This is a genomic window from Kitasatospora sp. NPDC056327, from assembly GCF_042261735.1.
Classification (GTDB): Bacteria; Actinomycetota; Actinomycetes; order Streptomycetales; family Streptomycetaceae; genus Kitasatospora.
Genome location: NZ_JBHJRC010000154.1, coordinates 1 through 18,881, shown reverse-complemented (window position 1 = coordinate 18,881; position 18,881 = coordinate 1). Strand labels below are relative to the sequence as shown.

General features: G+C 74.4%; 22 protein-coding genes. 13 read left to right on the top strand and 9 right to left on the bottom strand.

What is annotated here, in order from left to right:
• Window positions 1-185 precede the first annotated feature (185 nt).
• The 5 genes from ACFCX4_RS21970 (at window position 186) to ACFCX4_RS21950 (ending at window position 2,876) form a co-directional block, all read left to right on the top strand.
• The gene (locus ACFCX4_RS21970; protein ID WP_376144922.1) at window positions 186-695 is read left to right on the top strand and encodes an Asp23/Gls24 family envelope stress response protein; all 510 of its coding nucleotides are present in this window, start codon (window positions 186-188) and stop codon (window positions 693-695) included.
• A 79-nt stretch (window positions 696-774) separates the two neighbouring features.
• Window positions 775-966, top strand: a complete 192-nt coding sequence (locus tag ACFCX4_RS21965; RefSeq protein ID WP_376144921.1) for a hypothetical protein — start codon at window positions 775-777, stop codon at window positions 964-966.
• Window positions 966-1,325, top strand: a complete 360-nt coding sequence (locus tag ACFCX4_RS21960; RefSeq protein WP_376144919.1) for a hypothetical protein — start codon at window positions 966-968, stop codon at window positions 1,323-1,325. The genes ACFCX4_RS21965 and ACFCX4_RS21960 overlap by 1 nt, the downstream gene beginning before the upstream one ends.
• A gap of 253 nt (window positions 1,326-1,578) precedes the next feature.
• A complete protein-coding gene (locus tag ACFCX4_RS21955; RefSeq protein ID WP_376144918.1) occupies window positions 1,579-2,238 on the top strand; it encodes a DUF6286 domain-containing protein in 660 nt (219 codons plus the stop codon).
• Entirely contained in the window at window positions 2,235-2,876 is a 642-nt protein-coding gene (locus tag ACFCX4_RS21950) for an alkaline shock response membrane anchor protein AmaP (protein ID WP_376144916.1), read from the top strand. Before ACFCX4_RS21955 ends, ACFCX4_RS21950 begins: the two co-directional genes overlap by 4 nt.
• Before the next feature lie 48 nt (window positions 2,877-2,924).
• Here ACFCX4_RS21950 and ACFCX4_RS21945 read toward each other — a convergent pair whose 3' ends face one another.
• Entirely contained in the window at window positions 2,925-3,698 is a 774-nt protein-coding gene (locus tag ACFCX4_RS21945; protein ID WP_376144914.1) for an SDR family oxidoreductase, read from the bottom strand.
• 177 nt (window positions 3,699-3,875) lie between these two features.
• Between ACFCX4_RS21945 and ACFCX4_RS21940 the strand changes: the two genes are divergently transcribed.
• Window positions 3,876-4,322, top strand: coding sequence for a MerR family transcriptional regulator (locus tag ACFCX4_RS21940; RefSeq protein ID WP_376144912.1), 447 nt, complete (start codon window positions 3,876-3,878; stop codon window positions 4,320-4,322).
• Between the two features lie 3 nt (window positions 4,323-4,325).
• Window positions 4,326-4,658 carry a thioredoxin gene (gene trxA / locus ACFCX4_RS21935; RefSeq protein WP_376144910.1) on the top strand — a complete coding sequence of 111 codons (333 nt, stop codon included), beginning with the start codon at window positions 4,326-4,328 and terminating at the stop codon, window positions 4,656-4,658.
• 68 nt (window positions 4,659-4,726) lie between these two features.
• On the opposite strand, the gene ACFCX4_RS21930 is transcribed toward trxA, so the two are convergent.
• Together ACFCX4_RS21930 and ACFCX4_RS21925 are read right to left on the bottom strand one after the other, a co-directional pair.
• Entirely contained in the window at window positions 4,727-5,524 is a 798-nt protein-coding gene (locus ACFCX4_RS21930) for an SURF1 family protein (RefSeq protein ID WP_376144908.1), read from the bottom strand.
• 31 nt (window positions 5,525-5,555) lie between these two features.
• Window positions 5,556-6,554 (bottom strand): DEDDh family exonuclease, encoded by a 999-nt coding sequence (locus ACFCX4_RS21925; protein ID WP_376144906.1) that lies wholly within the window; start codon window positions 6,552-6,554, stop codon window positions 5,556-5,558.
• Window positions 6,555-6,736: 182 nt separating this feature from the next.
• Here ACFCX4_RS21925 and ACFCX4_RS21920 point away from each other — a divergent pair, with 182 nt between their 5' ends.
• The 4 genes from ACFCX4_RS21920 to moaA all read left to right on the top strand — a co-directional run bounded on the left by ACFCX4_RS21920 (window position 6,737) and on the right by moaA (window position 11,079).
• Window positions 6,737-7,780, top strand: coding sequence for a zinc-dependent alcohol dehydrogenase family protein (locus ACFCX4_RS21920; protein WP_376144904.1), 1,044 nt, complete (start codon window positions 6,737-6,739; stop codon window positions 7,778-7,780).
• A 253-nt stretch (window positions 7,781-8,033) separates the two neighbouring features.
• The gene (locus tag ACFCX4_RS21915; protein ID WP_376144903.1) at window positions 8,034-8,390 is read left to right on the top strand and encodes a DUF485 domain-containing protein; all 357 of its coding nucleotides are present in this window, start codon (window positions 8,034-8,036) and stop codon (window positions 8,388-8,390) included.
• Entirely contained in the window at window positions 8,387-9,997 is a 1,611-nt protein-coding gene (locus ACFCX4_RS21910; RefSeq protein WP_376144901.1) for a cation acetate symporter, read from the top strand. Before ACFCX4_RS21915 ends, ACFCX4_RS21910 begins: the two co-directional genes overlap by 4 nt.
• A 92-nt stretch (window positions 9,998-10,089) precedes the next feature.
• The gene (gene moaA / locus ACFCX4_RS21905) at window positions 10,090-11,079 is read left to right on the top strand and encodes a GTP 3',8-cyclase MoaA (RefSeq protein ID WP_376144899.1); all 990 of its coding nucleotides are present in this window, start codon (window positions 10,090-10,092) and stop codon (window positions 11,077-11,079) included.
• Window positions 11,080-11,082: 3 nt separating this feature from the next.
• Here moaA and ACFCX4_RS21900 read toward each other — a convergent pair whose 3' ends face one another.
• The 6 genes from ACFCX4_RS21900 to ACFCX4_RS21875 form a co-directional block, all read right to left on the bottom strand.
• A complete protein-coding gene (locus ACFCX4_RS21900) occupies window positions 11,083-11,319 on the bottom strand; it encodes a hypothetical protein (protein ID WP_376144897.1) in 237 nt (78 codons plus the stop codon).
• 289 nt (window positions 11,320-11,608) lie between these two features.
• Window positions 11,609-11,998, bottom strand: a complete 390-nt coding sequence (locus tag ACFCX4_RS21895; RefSeq protein WP_376144895.1) for a DUF3099 domain-containing protein — start codon at window positions 11,996-11,998, stop codon at window positions 11,609-11,611.
• A 103-nt stretch (window positions 11,999-12,101) separates the two neighbouring features.
• On the bottom strand, window positions 12,102-12,650 hold the full coding sequence (locus ACFCX4_RS21890) for an RNA 2'-phosphotransferase (RefSeq protein ID WP_376144893.1): 549 nt from the start codon (window positions 12,648-12,650) through the stop codon (window positions 12,102-12,104).
• 34 nt (window positions 12,651-12,684) lie between these two features.
• Window positions 12,685-14,121 (bottom strand): metallopeptidase TldD-related protein, encoded by a 1,437-nt coding sequence (locus ACFCX4_RS21885; RefSeq protein ID WP_376144891.1) that lies wholly within the window; start codon window positions 14,119-14,121, stop codon window positions 12,685-12,687.
• A complete protein-coding gene (locus tag ACFCX4_RS21880) occupies window positions 14,121-15,683 on the bottom strand; it encodes a TldD/PmbA family protein (protein WP_376144924.1) in 1,563 nt (520 codons plus the stop codon). Before ACFCX4_RS21880 ends, ACFCX4_RS21885 begins: the two co-directional genes overlap by 1 nt.
• A 131-nt stretch (window positions 15,684-15,814) precedes the next feature.
• Window positions 15,815-16,960, bottom strand: coding sequence for an MBL fold metallo-hydrolase (locus tag ACFCX4_RS21875; RefSeq protein WP_376144890.1), 1,146 nt, complete (start codon window positions 16,958-16,960; stop codon window positions 15,815-15,817).
• A gap of 374 nt (window positions 16,961-17,334) precedes the next feature.
• Here ACFCX4_RS21875 and fabG point away from each other — a divergent pair, with 374 nt between their 5' ends.
• Both fabG and fabI read left to right on the top strand, forming a co-directional pair.
• Window positions 17,335-18,057, top strand: coding sequence for a 3-oxoacyl-[acyl-carrier-protein] reductase (fabG, locus tag ACFCX4_RS21870; protein WP_376144888.1), 723 nt, complete (start codon window positions 17,335-17,337; stop codon window positions 18,055-18,057).
• Between the two features lie 3 nt (window positions 18,058-18,060).
• The gene (gene fabI / locus ACFCX4_RS21865; protein WP_376144886.1) at window positions 18,061-18,828 is read left to right on the top strand and encodes an enoyl-ACP reductase FabI; all 768 of its coding nucleotides are present in this window, start codon (window positions 18,061-18,063) and stop codon (window positions 18,826-18,828) included.
• The last annotated feature ends 53 nt before the right edge of the window (window positions 18,829-18,881 follow it).

Sequence of the window (18,881 nt, the reverse complement as noted above, 5' to 3'; positions counted from 1 at the left end):
GGTCAGGTGGGCGAAGTCGCAGCCGGCCGATTCCTTCAGGTGGGTCCTGTCCGCCCGTGGACGTCCCACGGGCCGGGCCCTCGCCCTTCCCGCCTTCGGGCTGCTCCGGGGGCGGGATTCGTGGCGAAATGCCAGAGTTGGAGCGATTTGCGATATAGCTGGTGCCGCACGACGGGAGACGATCCATGCCTGACACTCCGACGCCCGCCACCCTGGCCAAGCACCCCCCGGGCGGTACCGGCGCGTCCCCGGCCGGTTCCGACGGAGCCGGGGCGACCGGCGAACGCGGCCGCACCGCGCTCGCCGTCGGCGTGGTCGAGAAGATCGCCGGGATGGCCGCGCGCGAGATCAGCGGCATCCACGCGCTCGGCTCCGGGCTCTCCCGGACCTTCGGCGCGATGCGGGACCGGGTGCCCGGCGGCGGTCGCGGCGGGGTCGGTCGCGGCATCAAGGCCGAGGTCGGGGAGAAGCAGACCGCCATCGACATCGCGCTGGTCGTCGAGTACGGCGTCGTCATCCCCGAACTCGCCCGCCAGGTGCGGGAGAACATCATCGACGCGGTCGAGCGGATGACCGGGCTGGAAGTCGTCGAGGTCAACATCGCCGTCAACGACGTCCACCTGCCCGACGAGCCCGACGTCGAGGAGGAGGAAGCGGAGGAACCCTCCTCCGGGCAGCGGCCCAAGCTGAAGTAGTACCCGAGCCGAAGCAGTCCCCGAGCCGGAGCGAGTCCCCGGACCGATGCAGTCCGCGGCGTAAGACGAGGTGGAACGGATGAACCTGGCCGTCGTCGGCCTGATGGTGGGAATGGCCCTGGGCTTCGCCGGCTACTTCGGCGGGTTCGCGGCCTTCCTGCTGGTGGCTGTGCTCGGGGTGGTCGGATTCGTGATCGGCCGCCTGCTGGAGGGCGACATCGAGCCCGGTGAACTGGGCGATCTGCTGCGCGGCCGGGACCGGCGCCGCTGATGGCGGCCCTCACACCGGTGCCCGCGCACGGGGAACCCGGTGCACGCGGCCGGCTGCGGATCGCCGACCGCGTCTACGCCCGGATCGCCGCCCGGGCCGCCCGCGAGGCGCTCGACGAGGCCTGGCAGGGGCGCGCGGTGCGCGGCGGACCGCCGAGGGTCTCGGCCGGCGGGCCGACCGCGCCGTCGGCGCCGATCACCGTCCGGGTCGCCGTCGACCTGCCGTTCCCCGCCGACCTCGCCGCGCTCGCCCGGACCGTCCGCGACCGGATCGGCGCGGACGTCCGCGCCCTGACCGGCACCCGGGTGGCCGAGGTGGTCGTGGTGGTCGAGCGACTGGTGACGGAGGCCCCGGGATGACGGTGCCCGGGGTGAACGGGTGGCGCGCCGCAGGGGCGGGGCGGGCGGCCGGGTGGCGGTCAGGGGCGTGCGGGAGTCGTGCGGGGCGGCCGGCCGGGTTCGGCCGCGGGGGCGCGACGGTGTGCCACGGGGGCTGCTGGATGACGGGACCCGCCGGCCGGGGCGGCGCGGCCGTCGGGCCGGCGGCGACCGGGACGGCGGCCGCGCGGGGGAGTGCGCGGCGGCCGGGGCGGCCGGGTACGGAGGGGCCGGCGTGAGCGCGCCCACCCCCGGGCCCGCGTCGAAGGCGCCGAGGCTGCGGGCCTCGCGCACGGCCCCCGCCGCCGTGGTGGCGACCGTGCTGCTGGTGCTCGCGGCGGCGCTGCTGTACGACGTGATCGCCGTCCGCACCGGGCACCCGGCCCGGCAGTGGCGCGCGGACCTCGCCGACGAACTGGCCGCCCGCCACCTGGACGACCTCGCGGTGCTGCTCGGCGCCGGCGGGGCCGCGCTGCTCGGCGGACTGCTGCTGTGGCTGGCCCTCGCACCCGGTCTGCGGCGCTGGCTGCCGCTGCGCCCGCACGGGGACACCACCGCGGCGATCGACCGCTCCGGGGTGGCCGCCCTGCTGGCCGACCGGGCCGCCGGACTGCCGGGCGTCGAGCACCTGAAGGTGCGGATCAACCGGCGCCGGGTGCGGATCGCACTGGCCGGACCGGCCGACCCGGCCTCCGTGGAGCGTCGGCTGCGGGAGGAGCTGGAGGCGGTCACCCTGGCCCGGCCGCTGCGCCTGGACGTCCGGACGGCGGGCCGCCGCAGGCGCGGCACGGCACCGGGGAAGCCCGGCGGGGACGAGCCGGAGGAGGGGGCCGGGGAGCGGACGGGGGCCGGTTCCGGCCCGGCCGGTCCGGCGGACGGCGGTGGCGCCGGATGAGCCGGGGAACGGTCAACCGGCTGCTGCTCGGCGTCGTCGGAGCGGTACTGCTGGCGGCCGGGGTGCTGGTGCTGGCCGGCGGGCTCGATCTCTACGGCCGGCTCGGGGCCGATCCGCCGTCCTGGTGGCCGGCCGCCTCACCCGGCCGGCCGGTGGTGGCCGCGGCGTCGCGCACCCGCTGGGCGCACGAGTCGTGGTGGTGGCCGGCGGTGATCGCGGGGCTGGTGCTGGTGCTGGCGGGCACCGCCTGGTGGCTGGTGGCGCAGCTGCGCCGCAGCGGTCCGGCGACCGTCGCGCTGCCGACGCCCGGGGCGCCGGGGCTGCGGCTGCGGTTGCGGACCAGGGCGCTGGAGGAGGTGGTGGAGACCGGTGCGGTCGCGCTGCCCGAGGTCGAACGGGCCGGGGTGCGACTGGTGCGCGGGCCGCGCCGGCCGGGGCTGCGGGCGGCCGTCCGGATGACCCCGGGCGGTGACCCGTCGGCGCTCGCCGAGCACTTCGAGGCCGGGCCGCGGAGCGGGGCGCGGGCCAGTCTGGGGCTGCCGGAGCTCCCCGCGGAGCTGCGGATCAGGGTGGCCGCGGCCCGGCCGGAGGTCACCGGCAGGCAGCACCGCCGGAGCGGGCGGCCGCGGGTGGTCTGAGCCGGGCGGACCGTCCGGGGCGCGGGCCCCGGACGGTCCGGCGGAGGGTCAGAGGCCGCGCATCGCGCCGCCGTCGACGGGGACCATCACCCCGGTGAGGTAGGACGCGGCGGGGGAGAGCAGGAAGGCGGCGACCTTGCCGAACTCCTCGGGGGTGCCGTAGCGGCCGAGCGGGATCCCGGCGCTGTTGCGGGCGCGGGTGGCGTCCGGGTCGCCGCCGAGGGCGTCGAGCTCGCGGACCCGGTCGGTGTCGATCCGGGCCGGGAGCAGGCCGACCACCCGGATGCCGCGCGGGCCGAGTTCGTCGGCGAGCGACTTGGCCGCCATCGCCAGGCCCGGGCGCAGGCCGTTGGAGATGCCGAGGCCGGCGACGGGCTGGCGGACCGACGAGGAGAGCACGAAGCCGATCACGCCGCCTTCGCCGAGCGCCGCGGCGGCGGCGCGGGCGATCCGCAGGGCGCCGAGGAACACCGACTCGAAGGCGTCTCGCCAGGCCTCCTCCGGGGTGTCGGCGACCGGGCCGGCCTGCGGTCCGCCGACGCTGATCAGCACGCCGTCCAGCCGGCCGAAGCGTTCCACGGCCGTGCCGACCAGCCGCTCCGCGGTGGCCGGGTCGGCGTTGTCGGCGACCAGGCCGTGCACCGCCTCCGGTCCGCCGCCGAGGGCCGCGAGTCCGGAGACGGCGGCGTCGACGGCCTCCGCGCTCCGGCCGGTGACCAGCACCCGGGCGCCGTCGGCGGCGAGCTCGCGGGCGGTGGCCAGGCCCAGCCCCCGGGTCGCGCCGGTGACCACGTACACCTTGTTCTGAAGTCCGAGATCCATGGGAGCCATCCTGCCGGGTGGGCCCGGACGGCGGGTAACGGGGCACGGCGGTGGCGACCGGCCCGCCGTGCCGGAAGTGCGGCCCGCGCCCGTCGGCGCTGGCGTTGACGCGGGCGTCAAGGTCTACCGTCGTACCCGGCGGCGTTCGAACGGCGGCCGGAAGGGCAGGGCGCGGACATGCGGATCGGTGAGCTGGCGAAGCGGGCGGGGACGACCACCCGGGCACTGCGGTACTACGAGCAGCTCGGGCTGCTCCCGGCCCGCCGGGCCGGCAACGGCTACCGCGCGTACGGGGAGGAGGACCTGCGGCTGCTCCGGCAGATCCGCATCCTGCGGGACTTCGGCTTCGGGCTGGAGGAGACCAGGCCGTTCGTCGAGTGTCTGCAGGCGGGTCACCCGCACGGCGACTCCTGCCCGGCCTCGCTGGAGGTCTACCGGCGGAAGCTGTCCGAACTGGACGAGTGCATCGCCGGGCTCCAGGAGGTCCGCACCCGGGTCTCCGAGCAGTACGCCCGGGCCGAGCGGGAGCGCGACGCGCTCGCCGCGGGGGCCTCCACGGCGCCGCCGCAGTGCGAATGGGCCGCAACCGCGGCCGTCGACCGGGACGAGTGGGAGAAGAGGTAGACCATGGTGCGGATCGCGGGGGTGGCGGAGGTGACGGACGAGAGCTTCGCCGCCGAGGTACTGGGGGCCGAGGGGCCGGTGCTGGTGGACTTCACGGCGGACTGGTGCCCGCCCTGCCGGCAGATGGTGCCGGTGCTGGCGGAGATCGCCCGGGAGGAGGCGCACCGGCTGACCGTGGTCAGCCTGGACGTCGACCGGAACCCGGAGACCCAGGCGGCGTACGGGGTGCTGTCGATGCCGACGCTGATGGTGTTCCGCGGCGGTGAGCCGGTGAAGGCGGTGGTCGGCGCCCGGGCCAAGGCCCGGCTGCTGCGCGACCTGGAGGACGTGCTGTGACGCCGTGACACGGCGACGGCGGGGCGCGGGGCCCGGAATCCCCGGGGACGGGGGCCGGGCGGCGGGGCTCAGACGGGGACGGCGACGACCGGGGCCCCGGTCCCGGCGGCCTCCTTGCGGCGGTCCTTGGCCTCGCGCCGCACCATCACCCCGAAGCCGACCGGGATCAGTGCGGTGAACAGCCACCACTGGATCGCGTACGCCATGTGCGGGCCGATGTCGGAGTGGTTGGGCTCGGGCAGCAGCTCGGGCTGGTCGGCCGGGGAGGGCTCGGTGGCGGTGAGCTCCAGGTAGCCGCCGAGCAGGGCGGCGCCGGTCTCCCTGGTCTGCTGGGGGGTGCTGATCAGGTTGAACTGCCGGTCCGGCAGCCCGGCCCGGTCCTTGAGGCTGCCGGTGGCGGTCTCGTCGGCGCGCAGCCGGCCGGTCAGGGTCACCTGGCCGGCCGGGGCGGCCGGGACCGCCGGGTACTCGGTGGCGGAGGTGCCGGAGGCAACCCAGCCGCGGTTCACCAGGACGCTGCCCCGGCCGTCGGCGAGCACCAGCGGGGTGACCACGAAGTAGCCGATCTTGTCGCCGCTGGAGTCGGTGCGCTTGCGGACCACGAACTCGTGCTCCGGGTCGTACTGCCCGGTGGCCGTCACCGCGCGCCAGGCGAGGTCCCGGGGCACCGCGAACCCGGGCCCGGACGACAGGGTGTCGTACGCCACGGGCTGCGCGGCGAGGGACCGGGCGATCAGCTCGTTGCGGTCCACCCGCGCCTCGTGGCGGTGCAACTGCCAGAACCCCAGCCGGACGGTCGCGGGGATCAGCAGCAGGGCGATCAGCAGGGTGATCAGCCAGCGCCGGGAGAGCAGAAAACGGTACACATGGGCACGGTACGCCCTGCTCACAACCGGCTCACGCACCGGGGTGCGGGGCGACCTCGCGCAGCAGTTGGAGGAAGGCGTCCTCGCCGACCACCGGGGTGCCGACCTCGCGGGCCTTGCGGGCCTTGCCGCTCCAGCTGTCCGGCTCGTTGGTCACCAGCAGGCTGGTGAGCCGGCTCACCGAGGTGGCGATGTGCAGGCCGGCCTCGACGGCGCGGTCCTCCAGCAGCTCGCGGTCGGTGGCGGTGTCCCCGGTGATGGCCACCCGCATGCCCTGGACGAGCGGCCTGCCGTCCTGCCAGCGTCCGGGGTTCGGGTAGGGGCACGGCGGGCGCTTGCGGGCCTGTCGGTACGACGAACCGCTCCAGGAGGCGCGGGCGGGGGAGGGCGCCGCGTCCTCGCCGAGGTCGGTGACGGCCACGCAGGACTGCAGCGGCAGCGGGACGCCCCCCGACCGGGCCAGGTGCAGGCTGGGGCGGAACGCCTCGGCGAGGACCCGGGCGTCGTCCAGCGCGTTGTGCGCCTGCCGCTGGTGGACGCCGAAGTACTCGGCGAGCGAGGACAGCTTGCCGTTGGGCAGCGGCAGCCGCAGGTCGCGGGCCAGCACCATGGTGCAGATCCGTTGCTCGACGGGGGCGTGCAGACCGGCCCGGGAGAACTCGCGGGAGATCATGTTCCAGTCGAAGAGCGCGTTGTGCGCGACCATGACCCGGCCGCGCAGCCGCTCGGCGAGCTCGCCGGCGATCTCCGGGAAGGTGGGCGCGCCGGCCAGCTGGTCGTCCGTGAGGCCGTGGATCCAGACCGGGCCGGGGTCGCGCTCCGGGTTGACCAGGGTGTACCAGTGGTCGGTGACGTCGCCGTCCGCGTCCAGCTGGTAGACGCCCGCCGAGATGACGCGGTCCGTCCGGCCGAGGCCGGTGGTCTCGACGTCGACCACCGCGAAACCGCCGGTGGGTGCGGCGGAGCGCTGGGCCGGGACCGCGGCGGTCCGCGGTGCCTCGCCGGGGGTCTCGGGCTGGATCGCGTACATGGTCCAACAGGATAAGGCCCGCCGGTGACCGCGTACGGCGTTCCGCGGGTGACCGCCGGTGCTCGGAAGGTTGTGCGGGACGGGCCGGAATAGAGTGGACGGTGCAGTCGTCGTACACCTGGCCGACTGTTTCCGGCCGCCCGCGGCACCCCGGCGGGCGCCTCTGCGAAGGACGAACCCACATGCGCGCCACGGTCATCCACGGTCCCCAGGACATCCGGATCGAGGAGGTGCCGGACGCGGCGGTCGTGCAGCCGACCGACGCGGTGGTGCGGGTGGTGAACGCCTGCATCTGCGGCAGCGACCTGTGGGCGTACCGGGGCGTCTCCTCCCGGGTGGCCGGGCAGCGGATCGGGCACGAGTTCCTGGGTGTGGTCGAGGAGACCGGAGCCGCGGTCCGCGGCTTCGCGCCCGGCGACCTGGTGGTGGCGCCCTTCGTCTGGTCGGACGGCACCTGCGACTTCTGCCGCGAGGGACTGCAGACCTCCTGTCCGCACGGCGGCTTCTGGGGCCAGGTCGGCTCGGACGGCGGGCAGGGCGAGGCGGTGCGCGTCCCGTTCGCGGACGGCACCCTGGTGAAGCTGCCCAAGGAGGCGCAGGGCGACGAGAAGCTGCTGCCGGGGCTGCTGGCGCTCTCCGACGTGATGGCGACCGGGCACCACGCGGCGGTCTCGGCCCGGGTGCGCCCGGGTGCCACGGTCGCGGTGGTCGGCGACGGCGCGGTGGGCCTGTGCGGGGTGCTGGCCGCGCACCGGCTCGGGGCCGGCCGGATCATCGCCCTGGGCCGGCACACCGCGCGGACCGACCTGGCCCGCCGGTTCGGCGCGACCGACGTGGTCGCCGAGCGCGGCGAGGCGGCGATCGAGGCCGTCCGGGAGCTGACCGGCGGGCAGGGCGCGCACTCCGTGCTGGAGGCGGTCGGCACCGAGGAGTCGATGCGCACCGCCGTGTCGATCGCCCGGGACGGCGGCGCGGTCGGGTACGTGGGGGTGCCGCACGGCGGGAGCGCGGGCGTCGACATCGGTCAGATGTTCGGCCGGAACGTCTCGCTGAACGGCGGGGTCGCGCCGGCCCGCGCCTACATCCCCGAGCTGCTCCCGGACGTCCTGTCCGGTGCCATCGAGCCGGGTCTGGTCTTCGACCGCACGGTGGACCTCGACGGGGTCCCGGACGGCTACCGGGCGATGGACGACCGCTCGGCGCTGAAGGTGCGGATCGTCTTCTGAGGACGGTGGACCGACGCTTCGTCGGGGCGGTGCCGGAGTACCGGTGCCGCCCCTTCCGTTTGTCCGCGAGCGGTGCTTTCCGGCCGATCGGACGGCGCGGACCGGTGAAGGTTTGGCTGATCACTGTCAAGCCCTTCCGGCGCAGCCGTCACCCTCCTAGCATTGCGCGGCGCACATCCGGACTGTGACGCCACTCACGTCCGATCGTTCCACTGGTGCGACCACCAAGCCGCCGAAGGAGTGAGGAGTCAGAGTGGAATCGCCGCCGATCACCACCAGTCCCAATGAAACCCAACTGATCGAGGAGAGCGAGGAGTTCCGGGCCCTCCGGCGATCGTTCCGGAACTTCGCCTTCCCGGTCACCATCGGGTTCGTGCTCTGGTACCTGCTCTACGTGCTGCTTTCCGGCTACGCCCCGGGTCTGATGGGCACCAGGGTCGTCGGGCACATCAACGTGGCCCTCGTCCTCGGGCTCCTGCAGTTCGTCACCACCTTCGCCATCGCGGCCTGGTACGCGCGCTATGCCGACCGGAGGATCGACCCCGGCGCGGCCGCGATCCGCGAGGCGCGCGGTGCGGTCGTCCACGCCCCCAGGGAGGCCGCCGAATGAACCTGCTCGCGAGTTCCGCCACCGACCACCGCGGGCTCACGATGACCCTCTTCGGGCTCTTCGTGCTCGCCACGCTCGGCATCACCGTCTGGGCCGGTCGGCAGACCAAGGACGCCGCCGACTTCTACGCCGGCGGCCGGGGCTTCTCCGGCTTCCAGAACGGCCTCGCCATCTCCGGCGACTACATGTCCGCCGCGTCGTTCCTCGGCATCGCCGGCGCCATCGCGCTGTTCGGCTACGACGGCTTCCTGTACTCCATCGGCTTCCTGGTCGCCTGGCTGGTCGCCCTGCTGCTGGTCGCCGAACCGCTGCGCAACTCCGGCCGCTACACCATGGCCGACGTGCTGGCGTTCCGGATGCGCCAGCGCCCGGTGCGCACCGCCGCCGGCATCTCCACCATCGTGGTGTCGATCTTCTACCTGCTCGCCCAGATGGTCGGCGCCGGCAGCCTGGTCGCCCTGCTCCTCGGGGTCAGCGGCGACGGTGCCAAGCGGTGGACCATCGTCGCGGTCGGCGCGCTGATGGTGCTCTACGTCGCCATAGGGGGGATGAAGGGCACCACCTGGGTGCAGATCGTCAAGGCCGTCCTGCTGATCGCCGGCACCGCGCTGATGACCGTGCTGGTGCTGGCCAAGTACCACTTCAACCTCTCGGCCCTGCTCGGCGCCGCCGCCGAGGCCAGCGGCAAGGCCAACGCCTTCCTCGAACCGGGGCTCAAGTACGGCGTCTCCGGCACCAGCAAGCTGGACTTCCTCAGCCTCGGCCTCGCGCTCGTGCTGGGCACCGCCGGCCTGCCGCACATCCTGGTCCGCTTCTACACGGTGCCCACCGCCAAGGCGGCCCGGAAGTCCGTGCTCTGGGCGATCGGCATCATCGGGGGCTTCTACCTGATGACCCTCGCGCTCGGCTTCGGCGCCGCCGCCCTGGTCGGCCCCAAGGCGATCAGCGCGGCCAACAAGGCCGGCAACACCGCCGCCCCGCAGCTCGCCGAGAAGCTCGGCGGCGGCGCGGGCACCACCGGCGGGGCGGTGCTGCTCGCGGTGATCTCCGCGGTGGCCTTCGCCACCATCCTCGCCGTGGTCGCCGGGCTCACCCTGGCCTCCTCCGCCTCCTTCGCCCACGACCTCTACGCCAACGTGATCCGGCGCGGCAAGGTCTCCGAGCGCGAGGAGGTGCACGTGGCCAAGTGGGCCGCCGCCGGCATCGGCGCGGTGGCGATCGTGCTCAGCCTGTTCGCCGACAAGCTCAACACCGCCGCCCTGGTCGCCCTGGCCTTCGCGGTGGCGGCCTCGGCGAACCTCCCCACCCTGCTGTACTCGCTGTTCTGGAAGCGCTTCAACACCACCGGTGCGGTCAGCTCCGTCTATGCCGGGCTGGTCACCTCGGTGGTGCTGGTGTTCTTCTCGCCGGTCGTCTCGGGCACCAAGAACTCGCTCTTCCCGCACTCCGACTTCCACTGGTTCCCGCTGGAGAACCCCGGCCTGGTCTCCATCCCGGTCGGTTTCCTCGCGGGCTGGCTCGGCACCGTGCTCTCCCGCCGCGAGGCGGACCCGGCGAAGTACGCTGAACTGGAGGTCCGCTCGCTCACCGGGCTGGGCGCCCACTGACCGGCGGGGGATGACTAAGCTGGCCCGGCCCCCGCCGTGACGGGGCCGGGCCGGCCGCTCCCCGGCGGCATCTCACTCGGGAAGGGACCGCCGTGCTGCTCGACACCTTCGGCCGCCGCGCCGTCGACCTTCGGGTCTCCCTCACCGATCGGTGCAACCTGCGCTGTACCTACTGCATGCCCGAGGAGGGCCTGCAGTGGCTGGCCAGGCCCGACCTGCTCACCGACGAGGAGATCGTCCGGCTGGTCACCGTCGCCGTCCGCGACCTCGGCGTCCGGGAGGTCCGCTTCACCGGCGGCGAGCCGCTGCTGCGCCCCGGGCTGGTCGGCATCGTCGGGGCCTGCGCCGCCCTGGAGCCGCGCCCCGAGCTCTCGCTCACCACCAACGGCATCGGCCTCACCCGTACGGCGGCGGCGCTGCGCGCGGCCGGCCTGGACCGGGTCAACGTCTCGCTCGACACGCTCGACCCGGACACCTTCCACACCCTCACCCGGCGCCGCCGGCACCAGGACGTCCTGGAGGGCCTGGCCGCGGCCGAGGCCGCCGGGCTCACCCCGGTGAAGCTCAACGCGGTGCTGATGCGCGGCGTCAACGAGCACGAGGCACCCGACCTGCTGGCCTGGTGCCTGGAGCACGGCTACGAGCTGCGGTTCATCGAGCAGATGCCGCTGGACGCCCAGCACGGCTGGGACCGGTCCGCGATGGTCACCGCCGAGGAGATCCTGGAGCGGCTGGCCGCCCGGTTCGCCCTCACTCCCGAGCCCTCCGCCGCCCGCGGCGCGGCCCCCGCCGAGCGCTGGCTGGTGGACGGCGGCCCGGCCCGGGTCGGCGTGATCGCCTCGGTGACCCGCCCGTTCTGCCGGGCCTGCGACCGCACCCGGCTCACCGCCGACGGCCAGATCCGCAACTGCCTCTTCGCCACCGGTGAGACCGATCTGCGCACCGCGCTGCGCTCCGGCGCGGACGACGCCGAACTGGCCGCCCTGTGGCGCGCGGCGATGTGGGGCAAGAAGGCCGGCGCCGGCATCGACGAACCGGACTTCGACCAGCCCGCCCGCCCGATGTCGGCGATCGGCGGCTGAGACTCAGTCCTCGCCGGGGGCGGCCGGCCCGGTGAAGGGGAGGACCTCCTTGAGGAACCCGCGGACGCCGAGGAACTGGGAGAGGTGCTCGCGGTGCTCGTCGCAGGCGAGCCAGGTCTTGCGGCGGTCCGGGGTGTGGAGCTTGGGGTTGTTCCAGGCCAGCACCCAGACGGCGTCCGCCCGGCAGCCCTTGGCGGAGCAGATCGGGGTCTGCGGCTGAGGGGCGTCGGGGAGCAGCATCGGCGGTCGTCCTCGGGCGGTCGGCGGGTGTCGTCACCGCCAGTCTGTCACGCGCCCCGGGGACGTCCGCCGCCCGTGGGGCCGGCCCGGGTGCATCCGCGCATGGCGACGCCGGGCAGCCACGGGGGGAGCCGCCCGGCGTCGGTCCGTCGCTCCGACGGGGGATGCGGAGCGCGTACGCAGTATGTCACGGCCGGGGCCGGGTTTGGGGAGGTCTTGCATGATTAATCTGAGCTTCTTTTGAGCTTTCCAGCCAGGCAATGGGCGGAAATCTACCTGAAACAGACAGTTAGCTCCGGTTCTGTGAAGAATCGGTGGGCATACGCCCGGCCTCGTGCGTACCGTGCGTCACATCCGCCCCGCGGCCACCGGAGCCCCCGGGGCCGAGCATCAGCGGGGTGTCCGGCGGCACGTCGAAGGTGGACGGCAGACCCGGGGCCCGCTCCCGGCCGGCGTTGGCGAGCAGCACCGCGAAGTACGGCAGCAGCACCCCGCCCGCGAGCGCCACGAACGCCAGCCACCGCTGGACGTCCCACAGCACCACGGCGAGCAGCACGCAGACCGTCCGCAGCAGCATCGAGGCGACGTAGCGGCGCTGCCGGCCGCGGACGTCCTCGGTGAGACTGCTGCGGGCCCCCGTGATCCGGTAGACCCCGCCGTCGTCGGTGCTCTTGCCCATGTCCCAACCGCCCTCGTCCAGGCACCCGCGCGCCTCGCCGCGCGGCCTCCTCACGGTACGCCCGGCCGGGAGCGGCGACGAGACCGGGTCCGGCCGACACGGCTCATTCCTCCGGGGAGAGGTACTCCGGCGGCACCGCGTCCGTCAGCCAGACCCCGTTGGCGCTCACCCGGAACACGTGCCCCGCCGCCGCCATCGCGGCCGCGTCGACCAGGAGCACCACCGGACGGCCGTGCCGGGCGCCGACCCGGGCCGCGGTGCCGGTGTCCGCCGACAGGTGGACGTCCTGCCGGGCCATCGGGCGCAGGCCCTCCCGGAGGACGGCCTCCAGGCTCCGGGCCGCGGTGCCGTGGAACAGCACCGGCGGGGGCTCGGTGGCGGGCAGGCCGAGGTCGACCGCCACCGTGTGCCCCTGGCTGGCCCGGATCGAGAGGCCGTCCGGCGAGTAGGCGAAGCGCCGCTTGTCGTTGGTCGCCACCACGTGGTCCAGCTCGGCCCGGGTCAGCCGGCCGCCGCGGGCCGCCAGCGCGGCGAGCAGGACGTCCACCCGGACCCAGCCGGCCGTGTCCAGGCTGATGCCGACCCGGCCCGGGTCGTGCCGCAGGACGCGCGACAGCATCCTGCTGGTCCGCACCGTGCGCTTCTCGTCCATCGTGCCGTTCCTCCCCCGGCCGGCCGGGCCCCGACTACGAGGCCTGGCTGACCGAACTCATGTTGAACCCGGGGACCCGGACCGGCGGCATCGCCGTCCGGGTGAACCAGTCGCTCCACTCCCGGGGCAGGCAGCGCTCCGTGCGGCCGACCTCGGTGATCCGGCCGAGCAGCTCCACCGGCGACTCGTTGAAGCGGAAGTTGTTGACCGCCCCGACCACCTCGCCGTTCTCCACCAGGTAGACGCCGTCCCGGGTGAGGCCGGTCAGCAGCAGCGTCGCCGGGTCCACCTCGCGGATGTACCAGAGGCAGGTGAGCAGCAGACCGCGCTCGGTGCGGGCGACCATCTCCTCCAGGGTCGGCGCCGTCTCCTGGCCGGCCGTCTCCAGGACGAGGTTGTCGATCGCCGGGCGCAGCGGGAGGCCGGCCAGCGCGGCCGAGTGCCGGCTGGTGACCAGGGAGGCCAGCTCGCCGTCCCGGATCCAGTCGGTGGCGGTCAGCGGCAGGCCGTTGTCGAACGCCGAGGCCTCGTCCTCGCTGGCGTGCGCCAGTACGAACGGCGCCGACTCCAGGCCCGGCTCGTGCGGGTCGGAGCGCAGCGTCAGCGGCAGTGCGGCGAGCCTGTCGCCGAGCCGGGTGGTCCCGCCCTCCGCCGGGGCGCCCTCCGCGGCCCCGCCCTTCCGGGAGAAGACCGTCCGCCCCTCGGAGGCGTCCCGGCCGCCCGCCGACCAGGCCAGGTACACCATGAGGTCGGCGACGGCCGACGGCGGCAGCAGCGTCTCGTAGCGGCCGGCCGGCAGGTCGATCCGGCGCGCGCCCCAGCCCAGCCGCCGGGTGGCCTCGGCGTGCAGGGCGGCGATGTCCACGTCGGAGAAGTCCCGGGTGGCGGCGCCGGTCCAGGCCGAGCCGGACAGGTCCGCGGTCTTGGCGTTCAGCTCGACCGTGCCGGTCGGCTGCTCGTGCCTCAGCCGCAGGCCGGTGGAGGTGCCCAGGTAGCTGGTCACCAGCTCGTGCCGGGCGAAGCCGTACAGCAGTTCGCCCTGCCCGGCGGCCCTGGCGAAGGCCCGGCCGAGGGCCGGCCCGAACCCGGCGAACACCTCGGCGGAGGTCTCCGCCGGCGGCCGGCCGAAGTCCGCGGAGACGGGCTGCTCGGCGGTGGTGACCAGCGGCCGGGCGTCCTCGGCCGGTCCGGCCGCGCGGGCGGCCTCCTCGGCGGCCCGGACCAGCCCGGCCACCTCGTCCGGCACCACGGCCTCGCGGGAGACCACGCCGGAGGCGGTGCCCTCGGCGCCGTCCACCGTGGCGATCACGGTGAGCCGGCGGCCCCGGGTGACGCCGTTGGTGGTGAGCGCGTTGCCCGCCCAGCGGAGGTTGGCGGTCGACTCCTCGTCGGCGATCACCACGCAGCCGTCGGCGCGGGAGAGGCCGAGCGCCAGCTCGACGAGTTCGTGGGGCTGCATCGTCGCGGTCATCAGTGACCCGCCTCCTGCTGGGTGTTGAGCACGTTGACGTTCCGGAACAGCGCGGAGGGGCAGCCGTGGCTGACCGCCGCGACCTGGCCGGGCTGCGCCTTGCCGCAGTTGAAGGCGCCGCCGAGGACGTAGGTCTGCGGGCCGCCGACCGCCGTCATCGAGCCCCAGAAGTCGGTGGTGGTGGCCTGGTAGGCGAAGTCCTTGACCTGGCCGGCGAGTTCGCCGTTCCTGATGGCGTAGGCGCGCTGGCCGGTGAACTGGAAGTTGTACCTCTGCATGTCGATCGACCAGGAACGGTCTCCGACGATGTACAGGCCGTTCTCGACGCCGGCGAACAGGCCCTCGGTGGACGGGCCGCCCTCGGCCGGCCGGAGCGAGACGTTCGCCATCCGTTGCACCGGCACGTGCCCGGGGGAGTCGGCGTAGGCGCAGCCGTTGGAGCGCCCGAAGCCCTTCAGCCGCGCCATGGCCCGGTCCAGCTGGTAGCCGACCAGGACGCCGTCCTTCACGAGGTCCCAGGACTGCGCGGCCACCCCCTCGTCGTCGTAGCCGACGGTGGACAGGCCGTGCTCGACGGTGCGGTCGCCGGTGACGTGCATCAGCTCCGAGCCGTACTTCAGCGAGCCCAGCCGGTCGAAGGTGGCGAAGGAGGTGCCCGCGTAGGCGGCCTCGTAACCGAGGGCGCGGTCCAGTTCGGTGGCGTGCCCGACCGACTCGTGGATGGTCAGCCAGAGGTTGGACGGGTCGATCACCAGGTCGTAGCGGCCCGGCTCGACGCTCGGCGCCGCCATCTTCTCCGCCAGCAGCACGGGCAGTTCGGCGAGCTCGGCGTCCCAGTCCCAGCCGGTCCCGGTCAGGTACTCCCAGCCGCGGCCGGCCGGCGGCGCCAGGGTGCGCATGGAGTCGAAGGCGCCGGTGCGCGCGTCCACCGAGCCGGCCTCCAGCACCGGGTGCAGCCGGACCCGCTGCTGGGTGGTCACGGTACCGGCGGTGTCCGCGTAGAACTTGTTCTCCTGGACGGTCAGCAGGGTCGCCTGGACGTGCGAGACGCCCTCGGCGGCCAGCAGCCGGCGGCTCCACCCGGCCAGCAGGGCCGTCTTCTCGGCGTCCGGCACCTCGAAGGGGTTCACCTCGTACGCGGAGACCCAGGTGGCGTCCCGGTGCACCGGCTCGTCGGCCAGCTCGACCCGCTCCGCCGAACCCGCCGCCCGGCCGATCCCGCCGGACAGCCGGGCCACCGAGACGGCCTGCTCGGCCACCCGGGCCGCCGCGTCCGGGGTGAGGTCCACCCCGGCGGCGAAGCCCCAGGCGCCGTCCAGCAGCACCCGCACGGCGAAGCCGAGCCGCACGCTGTCGGAGGTGCCCGCCGGGCGGGCGTCGCGCAGCCGCCAGGAGGCGCTGCGGACCCGCTCCAGACGGAAGTCGGCGTGCCCGGCGCCGAGTTCACGGGCGCGGGTGAGGGCGGCGTCGGCGAGGGAACGCAGCGGGAGGGCGAGGAACAGCGGGTCGACGGCGCGCTCGGCGCCGCCGCCGCGGGCCCGGGGCGTGCTGGTCGGGGGCAGCGGAGGCAATCGGGCTCCCTGGTCGGAGGGACGGCGGTGCGGACACCCCCTGCCTACAGGGGCGCCCGCACCGCATCATGGCCCGTCAAAGGGGTTTCGGCCAGCGCATTTCCCGTGGCGTGACGGCCCGGCTACGCGAGACCCTCCCACCAGCCGTCCAGCTCCGGCGGGCTGTCGACGTCCACCCGCTCGCCCGGCCGCGGCACCGCCAGCGGCACCCCGTGCTCCTTGGCCGCCACCAGCAGCCGCTCGACCGGCTCGGCCCACGGGTGCAGACCCAGGTTGAAGGTGCACCAGTGCACCGGCACCAGCAGTCCGGCGTTCAGCTCCCGGTGGGCGAGGACGGCGTCCTCCGGCGTCATGTGGATGTCCGCCCAGGCCGGGTCGTAGGCGCCGACCTGGACCAGTGCGGCGTCGAACGGGCCGTGCTCGGCGCCGATCCGCGCGTAGCCCTCGAAGTAGCCGGAGTCGCCGGTGTAGTAGACCCGGCGGTTCGGCCCGGCGACCACCCAGGAGCCCCACAGGGTGGTGTTGCGGGTCAGGCCGCGGCCGGAGAAGTGGTGCGCGGCGGTCAGGGTGAGCGCGAGGTCGCCGAGGGTGCAGGTCTCGTCCCAGTCCAGCTCGATGATCCGGTGCTCGGGCACGCCCCAGCGGCGCAGGTGGGCACCGATCCCGAGCGGCACCGCGAACGGCGCGGACTGGCTGCGCACCAGCCGGCGGACCGTCGCCATGTCCAGGTGGTCGTAGTGGTCGTGCGAGATCAGCACCGCGTCCACCTGCGGCAGCTCCTCCAGCTCCACCGGCACCGGGTGCAGCCGGCGGGGGCCGACCTGCGCGGCGGGGGAGCAGCGCTCGCTCCAGATCGGGTCGAGCAGCACCCGTGCGCCCTCGACCTCGACCAGCGCCGACGCGTGCCCGTACCAGGTGACCGCCACGCCCCCGGCGGCCGGCCCGGCGGCGTCGGCCGGGCGGACGACGGGCACCGGACGGCCGGGCGTGCGGCCCTCCCGGCGGAACAGCACCCGGCGCACCGTCTCCGGGTCGATGCCGGACGGCGCGGCCGTCCGGGCCAGCTCGGAGGGCGCGTTGTGGAAGACGCCGTCGCGGTACTGGGGGGAGTTGCGCAGCCGCTCCTCGCGCTCGCCGTCCGGCCGCCGGCCGAACGCCGCCGGCAGGTCGCGCAGCGCCCAGGCGACCGCTCCCGCGCCGGCCGCCAGCGCGGCCACCGCCACCAGTCGTCCGCGCCGGTGGGTGGTCCCGGCCCGTGCCTCGCTCATTCCGCGCTCCCGCTCCGCTCGTCACCGGGGCCGGTGTCCGGCTGCGGGCCGTCGGCGGCCCGGTGCGGCGGCCCCGGCCTCGTGCCGCACCAGGGGTGCACAACGAGTGTGCCCCGCCGCCGGGTTCCCGGACGAGCCGCTCAGTGGACACCACAATCCGGACCGCGCCGGTGGGGCAAACGCGTGAAATCCACCCGGAGGCGGATTGTCGGGTACCCACAGTTCCACCGGTGCGGCGCTGTCGGAGACCGATTCGCCGCCGCGCCGGGGCGACCGATAGCGTCACACCGCGTACATCGTTGCGACGTACGCGGACATCACGGAGTGGTACGCGGACATCACGGCGTGCGCACACTAGGGAGAGAGGTGGATCGTTGAGCCGCTCGGTTCTCGTCACCGGAGGCAACCGGGGCATCGGCCTCGCGATCGCCCTGGCCTTCGCCGAGGCGGGCGACAAGGTCGCCATCACCAGCCGGTCGGGTGAGGTCCCCGAGCAGCTGGCCAAGTACGACGTGCTCGCGGTGCGCTGCGACATCACCGACAGCGCCCAGGTCGACGTCGCGCTGACCGAGATCGAGGCCGCCCACGGCGGCGCGGTCGAGGTGCTGGTCGCCAACGCCGGGATCACCCACGACACCCTGCTGCTGCGGATGTCGGAGGAGGACTTCACGTCCGTCCTGGACACCAACCTCACCGGTGCCTTCCGGGTGGTCAAGCGCGCGTCCAAGCTGATGATGCGTGCCCGCAAGGGCAGGATCGTGCTGATCTCCTCGGTCGTCGGCCTCTCCGGTTCGCCCGGCCAGGCCAACTACGCCGCGTCCAAGGCCGGACTGGTCGGCTTCGCCCGCTCGCTCGCCCGCGAGCTCGGCCCGCGCAACATCACCGTCAACGTGGTCGCCCCCGGCTTCGTGGACACCGACATGACCGCGGTGCTCAGCGACGAGCGCCGCGCGGAGATCGTCGCCGGCGTGCCCCTGGGCCGCTACGCGGCGCCCGCCGAGGTCGCTTCCACCGTGCGGTTCCTCGGTTCGGACGAGGCCGCGTACATCACCGGAGCCGTCATTCCCGTGGACGGCGGATTGGGCATGGGTCACTGAGACATGAGCGGAATCCTTGAGGGCAAGCGCATCCTGATCACGGGTGTGCTGATGGAGTCCTCCATCGCCTTCCACACCGCCAAGCTGGCCCAGCAGCAGGGCGCCGAGATCATCCTGACCGCCTTCCCGCGGCCGAGCCTGACCGAGCGCATCGCCAAGAAGCTGCCGAACCCGGTCAAGGTCCTGGAGCTGGACGTCTCCAACCCGGAGCAGCTCGCGGGCATCGCCGACCAGGTGCGCGAGCACCTGCCGACCCTGGACGGCATCGTCCACTCGATCGGCTTCGCCCCGCAGGACGCCCTGGGCGGCAACTTCCTGAACACGCCGTGGGAGTCCGTGGCCACCGCCATGCACGTCTCGGCGTACTCGCTGAAGTCGCTCACCACGGCGCTGCTGCCGCTGATGCAGGACGGCGGCTCGGTCGTCGGCCTCACCTTCGACGCGCAGTACGCCTGGCCGCAGTACGACTGGATGGGCCCGGCCAAGGCCGCCCTGGAGTCGACCAACCGCTACCTGGCGCGCTACCTGGGCGAGCGGGACATCCGCTGCAACCTGGTCTCGGCCGGCCCGCTCGGCTCGATGGCCGCCAAGTCCATCCCGGGCTTCCCCGACCTGGCCGCCACCTGGGACAACCGCTCCCCGCTGAAGTGGGACCTGAACGACCCGGAGCCGGCCGGCCGCGGTGTCGTCGCCCTGCTCTCGGACTGGTTCCCGAAGACCACCGGCGAGATCGTCCACGTCGACGGCGGCCTGCACGCCATCGGCGCCTGACGCCTCCCGCCCGAACGCCGTTGCCCGGCACCCCCTCGCACGAGGGGGTGCCG